This window comes from Stutzerimonas stutzeri (assembly GCF_024448935.1).
Lineage (GTDB): Bacteria > Pseudomonadota > Gammaproteobacteria > Pseudomonadales > Pseudomonadaceae > Stutzerimonas > Stutzerimonas stutzeri_AO.
In genome coordinates this window covers 57308-76464 of sequence record NZ_JAMOIE010000012.1, presented here as the reverse complement: position 1 = coordinate 76464, position 19157 = coordinate 57308, and the positions used below count along the sequence as shown (strand labels likewise).

At 61.1% G+C, this 19157-nt stretch carries 15 protein-coding genes and 1 pseudogene; 6 read left to right on the top strand and 10 right to left on the bottom strand.

The features are described 5' to 3' along the window. Positions 1–4: 4 nt before the first annotated feature. On the top strand, positions 5–1012 hold the full coding sequence (locus NA637_RS05690) for a DUF481 domain-containing protein (protein WP_256071362.1): 1008 nt from the start codon (positions 5–7) through the stop codon (positions 1010–1012). Between the two features lie 110 nt (positions 1013–1122). Here the strand turns inward: NA637_RS05690 and NA637_RS05685 are convergent, their stop codons facing one another. Further along, on the bottom strand, positions 1123–1881 hold the full coding sequence (locus NA637_RS05685) for an SDR family oxidoreductase (protein ID WP_256071357.1): 759 nt from the start codon (positions 1879–1881) through the stop codon (positions 1123–1125). 103 nt (positions 1882–1984) lie between these two features. On the opposite strand from NA637_RS05685, the gene NA637_RS05680 reads away from it, so the two are divergent. From NA637_RS05680 to NA637_RS05660, 5 genes are all read left to right on the top strand, one after another. Then, entirely contained in the window at positions 1985–2689 is a 705-nt protein-coding gene (locus tag NA637_RS05680; protein ID WP_256071356.1) for a HugZ family protein, read from the top strand. Positions 2690–2815: 126 nt separating this feature from the next. Beyond that, positions 2816–3280 carry an FxsA family protein gene (locus NA637_RS05675; protein ID WP_256071355.1) on the top strand — a complete coding sequence of 155 codons (465 nt, stop codon included), beginning with the start codon at positions 2816–2818 and terminating at the stop codon, positions 3278–3280. A 252-nt stretch (positions 3281–3532) separates the two neighbouring features. Next, positions 3533–3826, top strand: coding sequence for a co-chaperone GroES (locus tag NA637_RS05670; RefSeq protein ID WP_019340746.1), 294 nt, complete (start codon positions 3533–3535; stop codon positions 3824–3826). Between the two features lie 57 nt (positions 3827–3883). Beyond that, a complete protein-coding gene (gene groL / locus NA637_RS05665; protein WP_256071354.1) occupies positions 3884–5536 on the top strand; it encodes a chaperonin GroEL in 1653 nt (550 codons plus the stop codon). Positions 5537–5780: 244 nt separating this feature from the next. After that, on the top strand, positions 5781–6011 hold the full coding sequence (locus NA637_RS05660; RefSeq protein ID WP_256071353.1) for a hypothetical protein: 231 nt from the start codon (positions 5781–5783) through the stop codon (positions 6009–6011). A 224-nt stretch (positions 6012–6235) separates the two neighbouring features. Here the strand turns inward: NA637_RS05660 and NA637_RS05655 are convergent, their stop codons facing one another. The 9 genes and pseudogenes from NA637_RS05655 to NA637_RS05615 all read right to left on the bottom strand — a co-directional run bounded on the left by NA637_RS05655 (position 6236) and on the right by NA637_RS05615 (position 18992). Further along, positions 6236–7864: a methyl-accepting chemotaxis protein gene (locus NA637_RS05655; RefSeq protein WP_256071352.1), complete on the bottom strand. Its 1629-nt coding sequence runs from the start codon at positions 7862–7864 to the stop codon at positions 6236–6238. Between the two features lie 122 nt (positions 7865–7986). After that, positions 7987–9081, bottom strand: coding sequence for a DUF1513 domain-containing protein (locus tag NA637_RS05650; RefSeq protein ID WP_256071351.1), 1095 nt, complete (start codon positions 9079–9081; stop codon positions 7987–7989). A gap of 2 nt (positions 9082–9083) precedes the next feature. After that, positions 9084–10157, bottom strand: coding sequence for an imelysin family protein (locus NA637_RS05645; protein ID WP_256071350.1), 1074 nt, complete (start codon positions 10155–10157; stop codon positions 9084–9086). A gap of 42 nt (positions 10158–10199) precedes the next feature. Then, positions 10200–11615 (bottom strand): di-heme oxidoredictase family protein, encoded by a 1416-nt coding sequence (locus NA637_RS05640; protein ID WP_256071349.1) that lies wholly within the window; start codon positions 11613–11615, stop codon positions 10200–10202. Between the two features lie 177 nt (positions 11616–11792). Beyond that, entirely contained in the window at positions 11793–13136 is a 1344-nt protein-coding gene (locus tag NA637_RS05635; protein WP_256071348.1) for an imelysin family protein, read from the bottom strand. Positions 13137–13283: 147 nt separating this feature from the next. Next, entirely contained in the window at positions 13284–13967 is a 684-nt protein-coding gene (locus tag NA637_RS05630) for a spermidine synthase (protein WP_256071347.1), read from the bottom strand. Positions 13968–14032: 65 nt separating this feature from the next. Continuing rightward, positions 14033–16093: pseudogene (locus NA637_RS05625) on the bottom strand (putative bifunctional diguanylate cyclase/phosphodiesterase). 209 nt (positions 16094–16302) lie between these two features. Beyond that, on the bottom strand, positions 16303–16926 hold the full coding sequence (locus NA637_RS05620) for a TetR/AcrR family transcriptional regulator (RefSeq protein WP_256071346.1): 624 nt from the start codon (positions 16924–16926) through the stop codon (positions 16303–16305). A 515-nt stretch (positions 16927–17441) separates the two neighbouring features. Further along, entirely contained in the window at positions 17442–18992 is a 1551-nt protein-coding gene (locus NA637_RS05615) for a cation:proton antiporter family protein (protein ID WP_256071345.1), read from the bottom strand. Between the last annotated feature and the right edge of the window lie 165 nt (positions 18993–19157).

Sequence of the window (19157 nt, the reverse complement as noted above, 5' to 3'; positions counted from 1 at the left end):
CCCTATGTTTTCCAGACCCCTGCTTTGTGTGTCCCTTTCTTTATTCGTCCTGCCGTCGCTCGCCGATACCGTCTGGTTGAAAAATGGTGATCGCCTGACCGGCAAGATCAGCGTGCTCGATGGCGGCAAGCTGCTCATCGAAACCGAGTACGGCGGCTCCATTCCGGTGAAATGGAGCCAGGTCGCGACACTGGAAAGCAACCAGCAATTGCTGGTCAAGCAAGACGATGATGCGTCTGGTGATGTCGCGAAATCACTACAAGCGGCCGATGATGGCATGGTCACGCTGAGTAACGGTGGCGTACCGCGTACGGTCCCGCTCGCCAGCATCAGGCAGATCATCCACCCGAAGCCGCTGATCCAGGATCTGACTTGGAAGGGCAACGTGGATGTTGCGCTGGATTACAAGCGCGCCGAAACCGATACGGACGACTATGACATATCCTTCGATACCTCGGCGCGTCATGGCCTCTGGCGGCACAATGGCAAGGCCAACTACAACCGTGAATACCGCGACGGCGTCACCGCGACGGATAACTGGGATGCCGAGTACGCGCTCGATCGGTTCATCGATGAGCATTGGTTCTGGCAGGGGCGCTTTGAATACAAGCGCGACAAGATCGAAGACGTCCGTCGTCAGCGCACGCTGGGTACCGGTCCGGGTTATCAATTCTGGGACAACGAACTGGGCGCCTTCTCGCTCGCCTCGCTGATCAACCGCAGCGACTATGAATTCGCCGATGGCAACACCGAAAACTTTTACTTGCTGGCGATGAAGTGGAAATACAACCGTTACCTGGTGGGCAAGACCTTCGAGCTGTTCAGCAATGGCGAAGTCGGCAAACCGCTGGGGAACGTTGCCGATTACGAATTCGATGCAGAGGTGGGGTTGCGCTACAAGGTCACCGACTGGGCCTCGCTGAACATGAAAGCTGAGAAGGACATCGTCAGCGGCGCGGAAAGCGACCTGGATGAAACGCGCTACAGCATTGGCTTTGGCGTGGGTTGGTAAGAACGGTAGAGACGGGAGAAGCGCTGGATGCTGGAGGCCTGACGACAAGCCTGCCCAGCGTACGGCCGCGATGCCGCACGCTGCCTCCAGCCTCCAGCCTCCAGCTTTTTCTACAACCTCAAACCGCCGTCCAGTTCGAGAATCCGTCCGGTGAAATAGTCGTTCTCGAACAGGTAGGCCACCGAATGGGCGATCTCCATGGGTTTGCCCAGGCGCTTGAGCGGGATGCCCGAGGTCATCTTCTCGAGCGCTTCGGGTTTCATGCTGGCGACCATCTCGGTCTCGATGAAACCGGGTGCGACACCGGCGACGCGAATGCCGTAACGCGCCAGTTCCTTGGCCCAGACGACTGTGTCTGCTGCCACCCCTGCCTTGGCGGCCGAGTAGTTCGCCTGGCCCATGTTGCCCGCACGGGAAATCGAAGAGATGTTGACGATTGCACCCTGGCGCTTGAGCTCGATCATCTTCGCCGCCACTTCACGGGTGCAAAGGAAAACACCGGTCAGGTTGACGTCGATCACCGCCTGCCATTGCGCCAGGCTCATCTTCGACAGCTCGCCATCCTTGACCTTGATGGTCAGACCGTCACGCAGAATGCCCGCGTTGTTGACTAGTCCATCCAGGCCACCGAAATCATCGCTGACCTGGCTCACCATGTGGCTGACTTGCTCTTCATTGGCGACATTGCACAGATAGGCCCGCGCATCGCCGCCGGCGCTTTTGCAGGCTGTCACGGCCTCGTCCAGGCGTTCCTGATTGAGGTCGACCAGTGCCAACCGTGCGCCCTTGCCGGCGAGGTATTCGCCCATCGCTCGCCCCAGCCCCTGACCACCGCCAGTGATGATGATGACCTTGTCTTTTAGCTGCATGCCCATCTCCTTTCTATATACGCGGACGTTGATAAACGACGTCCGCTGATGAAACCGTTATGCTGATGCCTCGCCGAACCGAACAAGCCCTCGAGGAGCCCCAGTGAGCGCTGAAGCCGTCAAGCATGCCCGACAACTCCTGCTCAAGGAATACCGCGCTGTGCTCTCAACGCACTCCGCGACCCTGCCAGGCTTCCCCTTTGGCTCCGCGGTGCCGTACTGCCTGAGCGAGGAGGGCTGGCCGCTGATCCTGATCAGCCGAATTGCCCAGCACACGAAAAACCTTCAGGCCGACCCGCGTTGCTCGTTACTGGTAGCCGAGCGTGGTGCCGAGGATGTGCAGGCCACAGGGCGTCTGACCGTACTGGCCGAGGCCCGGTTGCTCACCGAGGCCGCGGCAGTCGATGCCGCGGCGCAGCGCTATTACCGCTATTTCCCGGAGTCACGCGACTACCATCGGGTGCATGACTTCGATTTCTGGATGCTGCAGCCAGTGCGCTGGCGCTACATCGGAGGCTTCGGCGCAATCCACTGGCTGGACAAGGTGGCGTTGGCCAATCCGTTCGCCGGGGCAGGCGGCAGCGAGGGCGAAATGCTCGAGCATATGAACAATGACCACGCCGCGGCGATCGCCCATTATGTCGAGCGAGCAGGGCTGCCGACGGCGCCCGAAGCCCACATGGTCGGGATCGACAGCGAAGGTTTTCACCTGCGCATCGGTCAGGCCGTCCACTGGCTGGCGTTTTCCGGCGTCTGTACCAGCCCTGGCGCGGTGCGACAGGCGCTAGTCGCGATGGCGCGGGATTAGTGCAGTCTGGGGTAAGCGCAGGGGTGAATAATCCGGTTACAGCCTGATTTTCGGACGGGTTGAATTCGGTTCAACCTGCCGTCATCTACACGAGATCGGAAGCCGTTCTTCCGCCAAGGATTATCGATGCGTATTTTCTTACTGCTGTTTCTCCTGTTTCCGCTGGCCGAACTGGCACTGCTGATCAAGGTCGGCAGCTCGATCGGTGTGCTGCCAACCATACTGCTGCTGATCATCAGCGGTATGGCCGGCATCCTGTTGTTGCGCCTGGCAGGTTTTGCCACCGCCTGGCGTGCACGCGAGCGGTTGGCGCGTGGCGAGCTGCCGGAGCGGGAAATGCTTCAAGGGCTGATGATGGCCGTTGCGGGTGGCTTGCTGTTCCTGCCGGGCTTTCTCAGCGACATCGTCGCGCTGCTGGTGCTGTTTCCGCCGTCGCGCAAGCTGTTCTTGAGCTTCATCGGTCGCCGTGTCGAGGCGCAGGCCCAGCGCCGTCGCGCCTTTGCCGATGACCTGCGCCAGCAGCAGGAGCGTCACGCCGGGCCGCAGCGGCCCAACGTGATCGAGGGGGAATGGGAGCGTCGCGACAAATAACCGCGTGTTCTGCTCGCGAAGGCATGTCACGGCATGCCTTTTTTATCGGTGCAAATGCAAAAAATCCTCGCCTCGCCCCTTGAAATCATTTTCCCGCGCCCGCATCTAGCGGTCACCGCAAGGTCGCTGTCGCGTTTTGACAGTCCGTCTTCTGCGGCTCGCGTAGCGGGCCGCAACCGGCACCGCCGGATTTGCCCAACCCGCCGATGAACTGCATCGGCATGGAAACCACTGTACTAGGAGAGATCGACAATGAAGCTTCGTCCTCTGCATGACCGCGTCGTGATTCGTCGCAGCGAAGAAGAAACCAAGACCGCAGGCGGCATCGTGCTGCCGGGCTCCGCTGCCGAGAAGCCAAACCGTGGCGAAATCGTCGCTGTAGGCACTGGCCGCGTTCTGGACAACGGCGAAGTCCGTCAGCTGGCCGTCAAGGTTGGCGATCAGGTCGTATTCGGCCCTTACTCCGGCAGCAACACCGTCAAGGTTGACGGTGAAGACCTGCTGGTGATGAGCGAGAACGAGATTCTCGCCGTCGTCGAAGCCTGATCAGCGCTCGCTGATAGCGAACTGCGTTTCATCAACAGAATTTGAGGAAGAATAAACATGGCTGCTAAAGAAGTTAAGTTCGGCGACTCCGCTCGCAAGAAGATGCTGGTTGGCGTCAACGTCCTGGCTGACGCGGTAAAAGCGACCCTCGGCCCGAAAGGCCGTAACGTCGTCATCGAGAAGAGCTTCGGCGCTCCGACCATCACCAAGGATGGTGTTTCCGTTGCCAAGGAAATCGAGCTGAAGGATCGTTTCGAGAACATGGGCGCGCAGCTGGTCAAGGACGTTGCCTCCCGTGCCAACGATGACGCTGGCGACGGCACCACCACTGCTACCGTGCTGGCTCAGTCGATTGTCAACGAAGGCCTGAAGGCCGTTGCGGCCGGCATGAACCCGATGGACCTCAAGCGCGGCATCGACAAGGCGACCATCGCCATCGTTGCTGAGCTGAAGAGTCAGTCCAAGCCATGCGCTGACTTCAAGGCCATCGCTCAGGTCGGCACCATTTCCGCCAACTCCGACAGTTCCATCGGTGCGATCATTGCCGAAGCCATGGAAAAGGTCGGCAAGGAAGGCGTCATCACTGTTGAAGAAGGCTCGGGCCTGGAAAACGAACTGTCCGTCGTTGAAGGCATGCAGTTCGACCGCGGCTACCTGTCCCCTTACTTCATCAACAAGCCGGACACCATGGTCGCCGAGCTGGATACCCCGCTGATCCTGCTGGTCGACAAGAAGATCTCCAACATCCGCGAAATGCTGCCGGTGCTGGAAGCTGTTGCCAAAGCCGGTCGTCCGCTGCTGATCGTGGCTGAAGACGTCGAAGGCGAAGCGCTGGCGACTCTGGTCGTCAACAACATGCGCGGCATCGTCAAGGTTGCTGCTGTCAAGGCGCCTGGCTTCGGCGATCGTCGCAAGGCCATGCTGCAGGATATCGCCATCCTGACTGGCGGCACCGTGATCTCCGAAGAAGTTGGCCTGAGCCTGGAAACCGCTACCCTGGAACACCTGGGTAACGCCAAGCGCATCGTGCTGAACAAGGAAAACACCACCATCATCGACGGTGCCGGTCAGCAGGTCGACATCGAAGCCCGCGTTGCGCAGATTCGCAAGCAGGTTGAAGACACCACGTCCGACTACGACAAAGAGAAGCTGCAAGAGCGTCTGGCCAAGCTGGCTGGCGGTGTTGCGGTGATCAAGGTCGGTGCCGGTTCCGAAGTCGAGATGAAAGAGAAGAAGGCCCGCGTTGAAGACGCGCTGCACGCTACCCGTGCTGCCGTTGAAGAAGGCGTGGTGCCTGGTGGCGGCGTTGCCCTGGTACGTGCGCTGCAGGCGATCTCCGAGCTGAAAGGCGAAAACGCCGATCAGAACGTGGGTATCACCCTGCTGCGTCGTGCGGTTGAAGCGCCGCTGCGTCAGATCGTCGCCAACTCCGGTGACGAGCCGAGCGTTGTGGTCGAAAAGGTCAAGCAGGGCAGCGGTAACTACGGTTACAACGCTGCGACCGGCGAGTACGGCGACATGATCGAGATGGGTATTCTCGATCCGGCCAAGGTAACCCGTTCGGCTCTGCAGGCCGCGGCCTCCATTGCCAGCCTGATGATCACTACCGAAGCGATGATTGCTGAAGTGGCTGATGACAAGGCAGCCGGCGGCGGCATGCCGGACATGGGCGGTATGGGTGGTATGGGCGGCATGGGCGGCATGATGTAAGCCAGCCGGCCTCTAGCTGTGTAAAGAGCCCCGCCTTGTGCGGGGCTTTTTTATAGCCGTTGTTCAGAGCGGCTGCCGAGCGGGAGAGAATGCGAGGCCCGGCCGAATGGCTTCACTGGAGACGATTCGCTGTTTTTGGTGAGCGCTGCTCAAAAAAACGACCATTGGTCACGTTGTTGAGCATCTTGCGAGTTTGTCGACTATGGTGAATTTCTCGAAACACCACATAACAAGGGTTTGCGCAATGAACCTTGAAATTGCCCGAGGATTATTTCTGGCCGGCGGACTGGGTGTCGCTTCCCTGTGTGCCGCCGCCTGGAGCGAACCGGATGCCCGGGTTGTGGCCCGTAGCGACGTCAGCGATTACTGCCCGATTCCGCGCATGGCCCGCGCCTCAGTTTTGGATGCGCGCCCCGATCAGGATCTGTTGCTGTTCATGTACGGCTTGTCACAAAGCCTGGTGGGCCGAGGCTAGCAGGCTGTTGAAAAACTACCTGCATTGGCAATCCTGCGTTAGAAGGGCCTGGATCGCCAGCCCGGTCAAAATGCGGATTTAGAACACTGGACTCGATCGCGAGCCCGGTCCGCTTCCCCGGTCCTTTTTGCCTTGTCTTGAAAGCCCGGCGGGGCAATGCGCAGCAGGGGCCTGCCTTTCGATGGCCCCACCGCCGCAGGAACCGTTGCGGCGGAATACCTATGTCAGCCTGCGAGGCGGTGCGTCACTTCGCTGAGCTGGGCCGACAACTCATGCAGGTTTTGGCTGGCTTTCTCGGTGCGTTCGACATTTTCCTGGTTGCTCGTGGCGATGGCGGTGATCTCGGTCAGGTTGCGCGAGATATCTTCCGCAACGGAAGTCTGCTCCTCGGTCGCCGTGACGATCTGCCGATTCATGTCGCGGATCGCTTCGATCTGCTGGGTGATGCGCTGCAGCATGCTGCCCGCTTCCGTCACCTGCTCCACGCCTTCGTCGCTGCGAGACTGACCGCCCTCGATGGCACGCACCGCATCCACCGCCCCGGTCTGCACGGTAGCGATGATTTGATGGATCTCGGCAGTCGAATCCGCCGTGCGCCTGGCCAGCGTGCGCACTTCATCGGCAACGACCGCAAAGCCGCGGCCAGCAGCGCCTGCGCGAGCGGCTTCGATGGCCGCGTTCAGCGCCAGTAGGTTGGTCTGGTCGGCAATGCCGCGAATGACCTCCAGAACCTTGCCGATGCGCCCGCTGTCCGCCTCCAGGCGACGAATGACTTTAGCAGTGTCGCTGATCTCACCGCGCATCTGAGTGATCGTGTGGATCGTCGAGCGCATCATGCTCTCGCCTTGCTGAGCCGACTGATCGGCTGCATCTGCGGCGCGCGCGGCGTCGACGGCGTGGCGGGCCACTTCCTGAGACGTGGCAGACATCTCATGCATGGCCGTCGCGACTTGATCGGTGCGGGAGAACTGTTCACGGGCACGCTGGCCCGTCAGCATGGCAATGTCGTTCAGCTCGCCGCTGGCGTTGTCCAGGTCCGAGGTGCTGCGTTGCAGGCGGGTAAAAGTGTCCGCAAGGAAGTCGCGCAGGATATTTGCGGCCACTGCGAGACGCCCTAGCTCGTCGGCACGGGATGTATCGACGCGCTCGCTGAAATTACCCCGACTGAGCTTGGTGATGTGGTCGATCAGCTGGCGGATCGGGTCGACCAGGTTGCGGTTGACCAGCCACAGGCTGATCAGCGCAATCAGCGCGCCGGCAGCAAGCATGATCAGCGCGCCAGTGGCGATGGCGCTGTCGGCGGCGGAGCTGATCTCATCGGAGCTACGCAGCGCTGACTCACGCAGCTCGGCGACCAGCGCGCTGAGCTGATCGCTGGTGGCGCGATCGATGCCCTTGACCGCAGCGTCCCCCGCGAACGGGTCATAGCCAGCAGCAATGTACGCATCACGACCGGCGCGATAGGCGACGCCGAGACTGCGATGTTCTTCGCGTAACCCCTGGACCTGGTTGGCTACGGCGGCGTCCCGCTTGCTTAGCTGCTGCCCCAGCGTGGCGAGCAGATCCTGCACTTTGTTCTCCTGGGTCTCGAAGCTTCCCCAATATTTGGCAAGGTTGTCGGGGTTCTTGCCACGCAACAGGACGTTCTTCCACTCCTGCACCTGTACCTTGAATTCCAGGTTGGTTTCATCGATCAGGTGCGACGCTTCGATGGGCCCTTTCAGCAGTTTCTGGTAAGCGGAGATGCCATCGGACAAAAAGGAAAAGCTGGCGTGGGCAATTACCAGCATCAGTAGCAGGCTGCCAACGATAAGCGCCAACAGCTGAGCGCGCAGGGATTTTTTCAGAAACATCAGAGCGTTCTCGCATCGAATGGAAAGCGCTTGCGTTGGTCGCAAGTATGAACCGAGCGCTCAGGCCATTGACCGATCGGACAGCGGTTATCGACGAACCGATTCGATACTTGAGAAAATTTTCAGACCAGTCGCAAATGGTTGTCCCAGAGCCCTGCCGGCAACTGCAGCGGAGTGCTGACAAAGCGCTTGGCCGTGCAATCGACGAGTCTGCAGCGCCCCTGGCCGGAACTCACTACGAAGCCCTGCTCGACCGCCGCGACACCGGCGCAGTCTGCCAGGTGAATTTCATCGCGCAGTTCGGCGCTGTCCAGTTCCCAGACGAAAACCGTGTTGCCGCGCGGCGCGGTTACGGCCAGCAGACGCAGGCTGTCGTGTATGGCCAGGCTCGCGGTGTATTGATTCATGGTCTGGCGTTGTGCCTCGCCCAAGGGGAATGCCTGGAACGGTTGGCCGGGACGTTTGATTGCCAGCAGCGGTGCGCGGTCCATGGGGTCGCCTTCGTATTGCTGGCCGGACACTACCGTACCGTCGGCTGCTACGGCGAGATGGCGCACGCTGTTCATCTGCTCGGGCAACTGCTCCTTGCTGATTAGCGTGCCGTCACGATGCAGCAGTACAAGGCTCGGCTCCATGGCGTCGAGGTTCATCATTTCGCGGCTGTCGTCTTCGGTGCGGATGCCACCGTTGGCGATTACCAGCGTCTCGCCATCCGGCATCCAGAGCAACTGGTGCGGGCCCATACCGTGGGTCGAATGTTCTTCGGCGCGGACCATTCGGCGCGCTTCGACGCGATAGACGCCAAGCACGCCGCGGCCGGCATCGGCCGTATCGTTCTCGGTGGTATAGAACCAATCGCCGCTGGCGTGAAATACGCCGTGGCCATAGAAATGTCGATCGGGGGGCGAGGCCAGCACTTGTAACAACGTGCCGTCACGGCTGTCGATCAGATAGCTCTCACGGCTCGGCCGGCGCCCGACGAACACGGCTAGCGGCAGCTGTGGATGGGCATAGACATCATGGCATCGCTCGCTGACCGGGGTGGCGAATACACGCGTTCCGTCGAGCCGGTAGCCCACCGCGTAGTGACGACCATCCGCATCGTCGCGCGCGGAAAGCAGCAAGGGGTGGTCGGTGTTTCGGGTGAGCGTCCAGCCGCCGACGGCGGTCGCTGCGACCAGGGCACTGCCCAGGCCGAGAAAGGCACGGCGTTTCATGATCAATCTCCGTCGTGGGCATTGAAGCCGATCTGTACGCCCAGCGCCCGCGCCAGTTCGTTCTGGTGCAGGCGGTACAGGACGTCGATCTCCTGGTACAGCTCGTTCAGCCGTGCACGTCCGGCTTCGTCTGCAACCAGTTCGCTGAACGGCAGCATGATGTCGGCCAGCTGTTGGCGGGTTATGGCGTAGGCGACATCAATGCGCTCGATCAGCTCGGTTTGTGCCGCGGGGATCAGCTGCTTGAGGCCGTTATCGTCACTGCCTTGCCAGAGTTTCTGTGCACCGGCGAGGGCTGCGTCGATGCTGCCAAGCGTGGCATCGCTGCGCCAGGCCTCGGCCTGGAAAGGCTGCGGGAAGCCCTTGCTCTGGCGGCCCAGCGGAGCGCCGAGCTTTTTCTTCAAGCCATCCAGTGCGGTAACCTGCACGCGCAGCAGATCGGCGATCGCCTCCTGCGAGTCGGCGTAGCGTTGGTTGGGGAACTCACTCAGCTGTGCGGCCATGCCGTCTTCGCCTTCCCAGTCCTGCAGGATGTTGGCGGCGAGCTTCTGCTGGTGCTCTCCGATTGCTTCCAGCAGCTGGCAGTAACGCGCCTTGACCTGGCTGTCAGCGAGGTCGACTGCCTTGTCGTAGAGCACGTATTCATATGCCGAAAGGCCCTGCAGAACGACACTGCCGTTCTCCAGGTCGGCCTGGGTCAGCTCGGGTTTGTTCTTCAGCAGAGCAGTGACCTGACGCTCCACCAGGTTTTTCCTGTCCGGCCAGAACTGCACCTGCCAGGCTCGGTTGCCTTCGCCCATCGGGCCGATCAACAACGGCTGCAGGCCTGCCCAGGCGAACTGCGCCCGCAGGAAGGCGTCACGCGCAACATCGAGCTCTTCGTTGCCGGCGCAAAAGGCGATGCTGCTGGCGGCCATGCGGCGGTTGGTTTCGGCCCATTGGCTATACGCCGGAAGCAGGACGTCATCGGCCAGCGTCTTGCTGGTTTCCGCGAGTGGATCGGATGGCGCGCAGGCACCGAGCAGCAGGCCCAGTGCGGTGGCGGTGACGGCTGAAAGACAACGATTGGTGTACATATTGTTCCTCGGCAAGGCCGGACAGCGCTGGCTGGTCCGACGCTAGAGTGATTCGAGAAAGGCCAGCAGGGCGCTGCGCTCGTTGCTGTCGAAGCCGAGCACTGCCTGCCTGGCCTGTTCCGCTTCGCCGCCGTGCCAAAGTATGGCTTCGAGCAGATTGCGGGCACGTCCATCATGCAGGAATTGGGTATGGCCGCTCACCGTTTCGGTCATGCCGATGCCCCACAGTGGTGGCGTGCGCCACTCACTGCCGCTGGCCTCGAATTCGGGGCGGTGGTCGGCAAGCCCTTCTCCCATGTCATGCAGCAGCAGATCGGAGTAGGGATGAATGTTCTGGTTGGCCTGTTCCGGTTCTGCGGCCTCGCCCGTGGTGAATGCCGGTACATGGCAGCGCTGGCATCCGGCTTGGTGGAATAAGGTCTTGCCTGCAAGTACTTGCCGATGGTCGACGTTGCGCCGCACCGGTACGCCAAGGTTGCGGGTGTAGAACAGTACCAGTCCGAGAATGTTGTCGCTGACTTCAAGGTCGCCGCCGTGGGGCATAGCACGACAGTCCTGCTGTCTTTCGGTGCAACTGCTGCCTGCAAAAATGCTGGTGGCAAGGCCCATGTCGTTGAAGAAGGCGTCGGCGTTCTGCTGGTTCAGATTCGGTTGCCCGGCCTTCCAGCCAAAGCGGCCTAGCGCCGTCTTGCGGGTGATCTGGTCGAAGACACGGTTGGGCCGGCCGGAAATGCCGTTGCCGTCGCGATCGTCGGGATCGGCATTGGCCAGCAGCGCCTCTTCGGGGATGGCTTCCAGCAGGCCGAGGCCGATCATGGCCGGCGCCACCCGGACGGAGAATCGAGTGTCCAGCTGCATCGGGCCGTAGCCCAACTCGGATATGTCCAGCTGTGGAACTCGCAGCTCGACTTCAAAACCGTCAGCGAAGCGCTCGATCCGTCTGCCATAGCTGAGCCGGACCTTGCCTTCGGGCGCCACGCCGGGGATCGCCATGTCCTGCAGCTGGCCGCCATAGGTGGGTTCTGGTGCGATACCCCGTTGCGCGACGACTTCGGCGTGCTCGGCGCCAGCAGGAATCGATAGCCGCACCAGCATCGACACGGCGTTGCCGCGCTCGGTTTGTGCGGGGCGGCCGCGTCCATCCTTGATATGGCAGTTCTGGCAGGCGTTGGTGTTGAGCAGCGGGCCGAGCCCGTCGCGAGCTGTGGTGGAAGAGGGGGCGATTACCCAGGGATTGCGAAAAAAGCTGTTGCCGACGCTGAAATCCAAGCGGCGCACCGGCGACAGATTGGCCGATGGCATCGAAAAGGCATTCGGATCGAATTTCATCACCGTGGCGTCGCCTGCGGACAATGCCTCTCCTGGCTCGGCCTGTGTGAAGTGCGGCGTCTGCTCCCCGCAGCCGCCCAGGCCAAAGGCCAGGAGCAAGACAGTAGCGGAGCGAAAAAGCAGGTGCATCGAGTAATACCAGTGCCGTAACAGGGCGGCGATCTTAGCAGGCTAATGGAGCCTGAATAAGAGGAATTTGCATTTAACCGTGTGCTTGGCGGGTCGAACCCGTGCTGAACGCGGTCGTTGTAGCGGTAAAAGAGAGAGCGGCATTGCGTCGCCCTCTCTCGTCTTCGCGAACGCAGGTCAGAACCGGTGGTCGGCCGTGTCCGGGTTCAGGTCGCTGATGCCCAGGGCGGCAGCAGCCTTCTCGATCGAACCGGTCTGCTGGACCAGCGCGGCGATCGCAGCGCGGACCTTTTCCTGGCCTTCGCTGTTATCCGGACCGATCAACTGATCGAAGGCTTCGCCGTCTTCTGCGCTGGTGACCAGCACTTGCAGCTTGGCTTCGGTGGTTTCCAGGTCGGTTTGCAGCGTGCTGTCGAGTTGCGGATCGGTGCCTTCGACCAGCGATGCCAGGCTCGGGCCGCTGAGCGTGCGGCCGTCCACGCGCTGATACTCGCCGAGGTAGACGTTACGGATGCCTTTGGCGTTGTAGTAGTGGGAGTTGTGCGTGTTGTCGCTGAAGCAGTCGTGCTCGTCTTCTGGCGAGTTGGCTTCCAGAGCGACCTTCATGCGTTCGCCGGCCAGCTCGCCCAGCGACAGGCTGCCCATGCCGAAGAACATCTTGCGCAGGCCGTTTTCGGCAGACTCGCTCTCCAGGCTGGCGCGGTAGTTGTCAGCGACGCCGGCCTTCCACTCGCCGACCATTTCTTCGAGGTCACTGACCAGCAGCTCGGTGGCAGCCTTCAGGTAGGCGCGACGGCGGTCGCAATTGCCGCCAGTGCAGCCTTCACCTTCGATGAAGTCACTCACCGGACGTTCGCCGGCGCCAGCGTTGGTGCCGTTCAGGTCCTGACCCCAGAGCAGGAACTCGATGGCATGGTAGCCAGTGGCGACGTTGGCTTCGGATCCGGCCAGTTCGTTCAGGCTGGCCAGCTTCTCGCCGGTGATCTCGCTGACGTCGATCTTGTCTTCGCCAATCTGCAGCTCTTTGTTGGCGATGATGTTGGCGGTGGCGCCAGGGTTGCCGAGGGCGTGCTGATAGTCACCTTTGACGTAGTCGATCATGCCTTCGTCCAGCGGCCAGGCGTTGAGCTGACCTTCCCAATCGTCGACGACCGGGTTGCCGAAGCGGAACACTTCGCTCTGCATATACGGAACGCGGGCGGCGATCCAGGCCGCTTTGGCCGCTTGCAGGGTTTCTTCGGTCGGATTGGCCAGGAGAGTGTCGACGGCATCCTGCAGTTTCAGAGCGGCACTGTGCGCGTCGCTGAAGACAGCATGTGCGATATCGGCGTAGTGCTTGACCACGGCCTGCGCGGCTTCGCTGTTCACGGTCTCTTGGGCAGCCGGTGCCGGTTCGCTCTGGGTTGTGGCGGCTTGCGGGGTAGCGACCTGTTCGGCCGGTGCTGTGTCTTCGCCGCAACCAGCGAGTGAAATGGCGACAGCCAGAAGGCTGGCGGTAGCCCAGACGGGAGTGCGTAGCATGGCGGGTTCCTTTGCTTGCAAGGGTGATATGAGTTTGGTCGACGGCAGGGCTGTGACAAACGGATGCGGAACATAATGCGAAAGATTTGCATTGTGTGCAAAGAAATGCAGCTGTTTTGACGGCTATCAGTCACCGAGCTCCGCGCTTCATCCACGCTTTTCGGCAATCCAGATGGTATGCCGGGTGCCGCGATTGCCGTGCGCGAACACCTGGACTTCTTCGGCGAGGAAACCTGACCTGGCAAGTCGTTGGGAGAAGGCCTGATCGGCACTGGCCGACCACACGGCAAGCAGACCTTTGGGGCGCAGTGCCCTGGCGCAAGCGTCGAGCCCGGTTGAGGAGTACAACCAGCTGTTGCGCTTGTGGGTCAGCCCCTCGGGGCCGTTGTCTACATCGAGCATGATGGCGTCATAGCCCTGCGGCTCGCTCTGCAGAACCTCGGCGACATCGCTACGCAGCACGCGGGTTCGTGGATCGTTGATCGGCATGCCGGACTTCGCGCCCAACGGGCCACGGTTCCAGTCGATCACGCCGGGAACCAGCTCAGCGACCTGCACCTCGGCATCCGCGCCGAGATGTCTGAGCGCCGAAGCGAGGGTGAAACCCATGCCCAAGCCGCCAATCAGCACCCGTGGCTGCGGCCGCTGCGCGATCTTGCGGCAGGGTATCTCCGCCAGCGCATCTTCCGAGCCGTGCGTGCGGGTGTTCATCAGCTGATTACCGTTGCCGCCCTGGATCTTGATAACGAAGTCGTCGCCATACGCGAACAGACACAGGGCACCGCCGCCATCCGGAATTTCGACGCTGTCGATCCATACAAAACGCTTCATCGATGATGCTCTTGGGTTGGCATTAGAAGGGAGCCGCGCTTGGTGCACGGCGCGGCGAGCAGTGTTTACAGGTGCTCGGAGTTGAGCCTGTGCTCGAACCCCAGCGATTGCTCGAGCAAAGCGGTGAGTTCAGGCGCCGCCACGGGTTTGCTGTAGTAGTAACCCTGACCTTCGTTGCAGCCCTCGTCGATCAGGTAGCGTTCCTGCTCGGCGGTCTCCACACCCTCGGCGATCACCAGCATGCCCAGGCTCTTGCCCAGCTGGATGATGGCTCGAACGATGGTCGTATCGCCTTCAACAGCGGCCATATCGCGAACGAAGCTCTTGTCGATTTTGATCTTGTCCAGCGGCAGGCTTTTCAGATAGCTCAGCGATGAATAGCCGGTGCCGAAATCATCAATGGCGATCAACGCGCCGGAGCGGCGCAGGCTGTGCAGGTTATGGGTGGCGGCGGCGATGTCTTCCATCAGGCCCGTTTCCGTCACCTCGAGCTCCAGCGTCTCGGGCGGCAGCCTGTGACTGCTGAGCAGGTTGCTGATCATCGCCGGCAGCCCGGCGTGGTGCAGTTGAACCGTGGACAGGTTGACAGCCATGCGCAGATCACTGAAACCTTGTTGATGCCATTCGCTCAGCTGTCGGCAGGCCTGGTCGAGCACCCACTCGCCGATGGCGATGATGCTGCCGTTCTGTTCGGCGAGAGGAATGAATATGTCGGGCGGAACCAGCTTGCCGCTCGGGTGGGACCAGCGAAGCAAGGCTTCGACACCGGTGATGCGTTTGAGGCGGTAGTCGATCTGCGGCTGATAGACCAGGTGAAACTCGCCCCGGACAAGCGCCTCGGCCAGGTCATTCTGCAACTCCCGGCGCGTCCTCATTTCGCTGTCGATGCTGGCGACATAGAACTGATAGCGATTGCGTGAGCGGCTCTTGGCCAGAGTCATGGTCTGCTCAGCTTTCTGCAGCAGCTTTTCAGTGCTGCTACCGTCTTCGGGGTACAGCGTGATGCCGATGGTGGCGCGCAACCGTATGTGCTGATCGTCGAGGGTGACGGGCCGCTCCAGATCGTCGAGCACCTTCTGCGCCAGCTAGGCGGCTTCGTAGGGTTGTTCGAAACCGACCAGCACCAGTACGAACTGGTCGCCGCCCAGCCGGGCGAGCGCTCCGACACGCCCACTGTGGCGGCGTAGACGATCGGCCAGCGCCACCAGCAGGCGATCGCCGTTCTGGTAGCTGAACCGTTCGTTCATGCCCTTGAAATCGTCCAGCCCGAGGCAGAGCACGGCCACGCGACGTTGCAGTCGGGCGGCTTCGCTCAGGATGTTGTCCAGCTGCTGTTGCAACTGCAGGCGGTTGGGCAGGTTGGTGAGCGTGTCGTATTGGGTCATGCGTTGCAGGTTGCTTTCGGCGGCATGGCGCAACTGCATGTTGTGCTGAATGGAGGCGAGCAGACCATTGGCCGTTTCGACCCAAAGCCCCAGTTCATTGCGCTCATGTCCCTTGGGCATCGGCAGCGAGTGCTCGCCAGGGCGGCCCGGATTGATGCGCGACATGTGCTCGATGAGCTTGGTCAGCGGTCGTGTGAGTAGGCATTCATAGATCAGGTACAACAGTAAGCCCAGTACCAGCGCACGCAGGATGCCGACGACGAAGAGCACGGCCGAGCTGCTGAGAAACGCTTCGCCATAGGGGGCGGTATCGAGTGTGATGCGCAGATCGCCGTAGTACTCGTTATAAGGCGGGCGGCCAATCAGGGGGATCGAGAACTCCTGATCGCGGCCTAGTATCGGGTCGGTCAACCAGCGCGAGGGACGTGGCATGAGCGGGCGGGACTTGGCCGCCAAAGGCGCTTCCCCTGGGTGGCCAATCGAGGCTTTGCGAATCGACTCGTGCCGGAACAGTCCTTCCATGACCTGCGCGGCCATTTCCCGGTCCAGGCTATAGATCGCCTGAGTGGACGTGTCGCGGGTCATGCGCAGGATTCGTTGGGCTTCGGCATCGATCAGCTGGCGGGTCTTGTAGGCATCGAAGACGATCTGCGCGCAGCTCAGTACCAGGCCAACGGCAAGCGCAGACAGCAGAACGATGCGGAGCAGTTTCCTGGACAGACTGTTGCGCAATGCGGTCAATAGAACTTCCTTCTTCCGAGCCGGTGCCCAGCGCAAGTATCGGTTGTCATAGATCAGGCGTCAAAGGCGCGATGCCGCTTATAAGGCAAAACGTGATCAGAACGATGGCTCGCATGGAGCACCTTCCGTCGACCGTTCCTGCCCTGCACAGCATGCTCCAAAGTACGATTCTAGACAGGCTGGAGCCATATCGGCTGGTCCATGTCGGCTCAGGTGATCGCCGGCTCTTCCTTGACCTCGCAACCCTTGATGACCATACGAATGATCGTTTCGGCAGCCGCTTCGTAATCGGCATCATCGAGTGCGGCCTTGCCCGTTACGGTGGAAATCTGCCAGTCGAAATCGGCATAGGTCTGGGTCGCCGCCCAGATGCTGAACATCAGATGATGAGGGTCGACCGGCGCCATCAGTCCCTTTTCAATCCAGCCCCGGATGCGCGCCACATTATGGCTGGCTTGGGCATTGAGCTGCGCGGCACGCTCGGCTGGCAGATGTGGCGCGCCATGCATGATCTCGCTGGCAAATACCTTGGAGGCGCAAGCATGTTCCCTGGATATGCGAATCTTGGTGCGGATGTAGGCGCGTAACACGTCTGCCGGTTCGCCGGGCTGATTGAACGGAGCAGATGCCTGTAGCAAGGGCTCGACGATACTGTCCAGTACCTCGCGATAGAGGTTTTCCTTGCTTTTGAAATAGTAGTAGACGTTGGGCTTGGGCAGCCCGGCGCGGTCGGCGATGTCGCTGGTTTTGCTGGCGGCGAAGCCCTTCTCGGCGAATTCTTCGCTGGCAGCACGAAGGATCAGTTCTTTGTTGCGTTCGCGGATACTGGACATAGGGCCTGTTCGATTCATGACCACCCAGCCTGGTGGCCTGCCGCCGCATCCTAGCACCGGCTTCCGAACGGTCTCAAGGCAGGACGGCAACCTTGATGCGAGCGGAACCTGGACGGAAGACAGCGAGCGTATGCCTTCCGCCAAGTCACGTCTTTAGCGGTCGTTTGGCGCTCGCAGGTCAAGAGCGCCGGTCCTCGGCGCTCGATCGAGCTGCTTCTGCGCCGGCCGGCAAACGGTCATCAAGTCTCGGTGGCTTTGACCAGTAGACAGCTGCTGCCAAACATCCATTATGTATACGCATTGGCTTCAAGCCTGTGTACGTTAAAAGCCGCGGTCAGGTCGCCAGCGGTTTCTCAGCGCCGTCGCCGCCAGCGATCGTCGAAAAGCTGTTCGACCGGTCAGGTTGGACTCGACTACCACAATCTGCGAACAGCTGTTGAAACAATAAATTTGAAAATTGCGCACGATTATGGCGGGCGAGCCTCGAGAGCCCGCCAGGTATGGCGCTGCAGCGGTCAGCGGTTGGCTTGCAATTCGAGGGAGACATTCTCGGCCAGGCCGGCGCCGGCTTCGCTCATGGTCAGGTAGGTGCGATCCGCGCCGGCCTCCTCAATCCGCTGGGCAATGTCTTCGTACATCGCGTGGGAGACGATCAGCCCGTCGAACCCTTTGCCGCGCAGTTTGCGCGTGGAGATGATCTTGGCTTCGGCATCGTTCATCGCCAGGATCACCGCCTCGACTTGGTTCATCTCCAGGCTCTCCCAGAACATCTGGTCTTCGGCGTCAGCGAACAGTACGTGGCGGCCTTTCTCACTGCTCTTTTCCACGGTTACCGGGTCCGAATCGAGGCTGATCAGGCGCCAGCCCTGATTCTGCAGGTGATCGTAGGCTGCACGTCCGGTTCGGCCCATACCCATGATCAGGATCTGCGCGTCACCCAGCGACACCGGCTGCTCGTCAGGGTGGCGTGTGTTGCGCTCCAGAGGGATCAGTCGTCTGGCAAAGCGGTCATAGAGCGGGTGGGAGATACGGTTGAGCTGAGCGGAAATGACGAACGACAGGGCCACGGTGATGGCCAGCGGGGTGAGCCATTGCGGGAGTACCACACTGGCAACGATCAGGCCGAATTCGCTGTAGTTGGTCAGGCTCGAGGCGCTGAGAAACGCACTGCGCGCGCGCAGGCGGAACAGCAGGAACAGGAAGAAGAACAGCGCACCTTTGAGTGGCAGTAGCAACGCCGCCGCGCCGGCAAAGAGCATGGCGTCCATGCCTGGCAACCCACCGATGCCGATCTGCAGGAAAAAGCCGACCAGAAAGACTTCCTTGATCGCCCACAGTGAATTGGAAAGCTCAGTGGCGCGCTTGTGCTTGGCCAGCATTGCACCAAAGGCCAGTGCGCCCAGTTCCGAACTGAGGCCCACATATTCGAAGCCGAGACCGCCTGCGACCAGCGCCAGCATCAGCCCCAGCAGCACCATCAGCTCCTCGTGGCCACTGTGATCGAGCAGGCGAAATAGCAACGGGCGCAGCAGCGGAAGGCCGAACACCAGCAGCGCCCAAGCCGAAGGAACCTTGCCGCTGGCGATGCTCATCACCACCAGGGCGATCAGGTCCTGAATGATCAGTACGCCAATGGCGACTCGGCCGTGAAAGGCGCGCAGCTCGCGCTTGCCTTCCAGTACCTTGGCCGCCAGCACGGTGCTGGAGAACGACAATGCGATCGCCAGCAGCAGACTCTCGCGCCAGCTGGTATCGAGAAACACCAGGATCGCCGGTAACACCATCAGGCTGGAAATGCCGAAATGCAGCAAGCTGCCGCCGATCACCTCGCGCCGTACCAGATTGCTCAGTTTGAGCTTGAGCCCGACGGTGAACAGCAGCAGCAACACACCCAGGTGCGCCAGGTGTTCGAGAATCACACTGTCGGTCGGGCCGACCCCGAAATGTCCGCCGAATGCGGCCAGGGCAAAGCCCGCGCCCAGGTAGCCGATCAATGGGGGTAACCCGACCGAACGTGCCGTCAGGCCCAGGGTGAACGCGAAGGCGATCCAGGTTGCTTCGATCATCGATCAGTCCTTCTCGGTTGGCGCGGGCGGGGTGACGGCGGGGCATTTTAACGGGGGTGTGACGCTTGTCGAGTCTCGGGTGTCGAGTGAGAAAAACAAGGCAGGAAAAACAAAGCCCGCACATGGCGGGCCTGTTTGTTTCTTGGCGCGCTGCCGTCAGTGGTG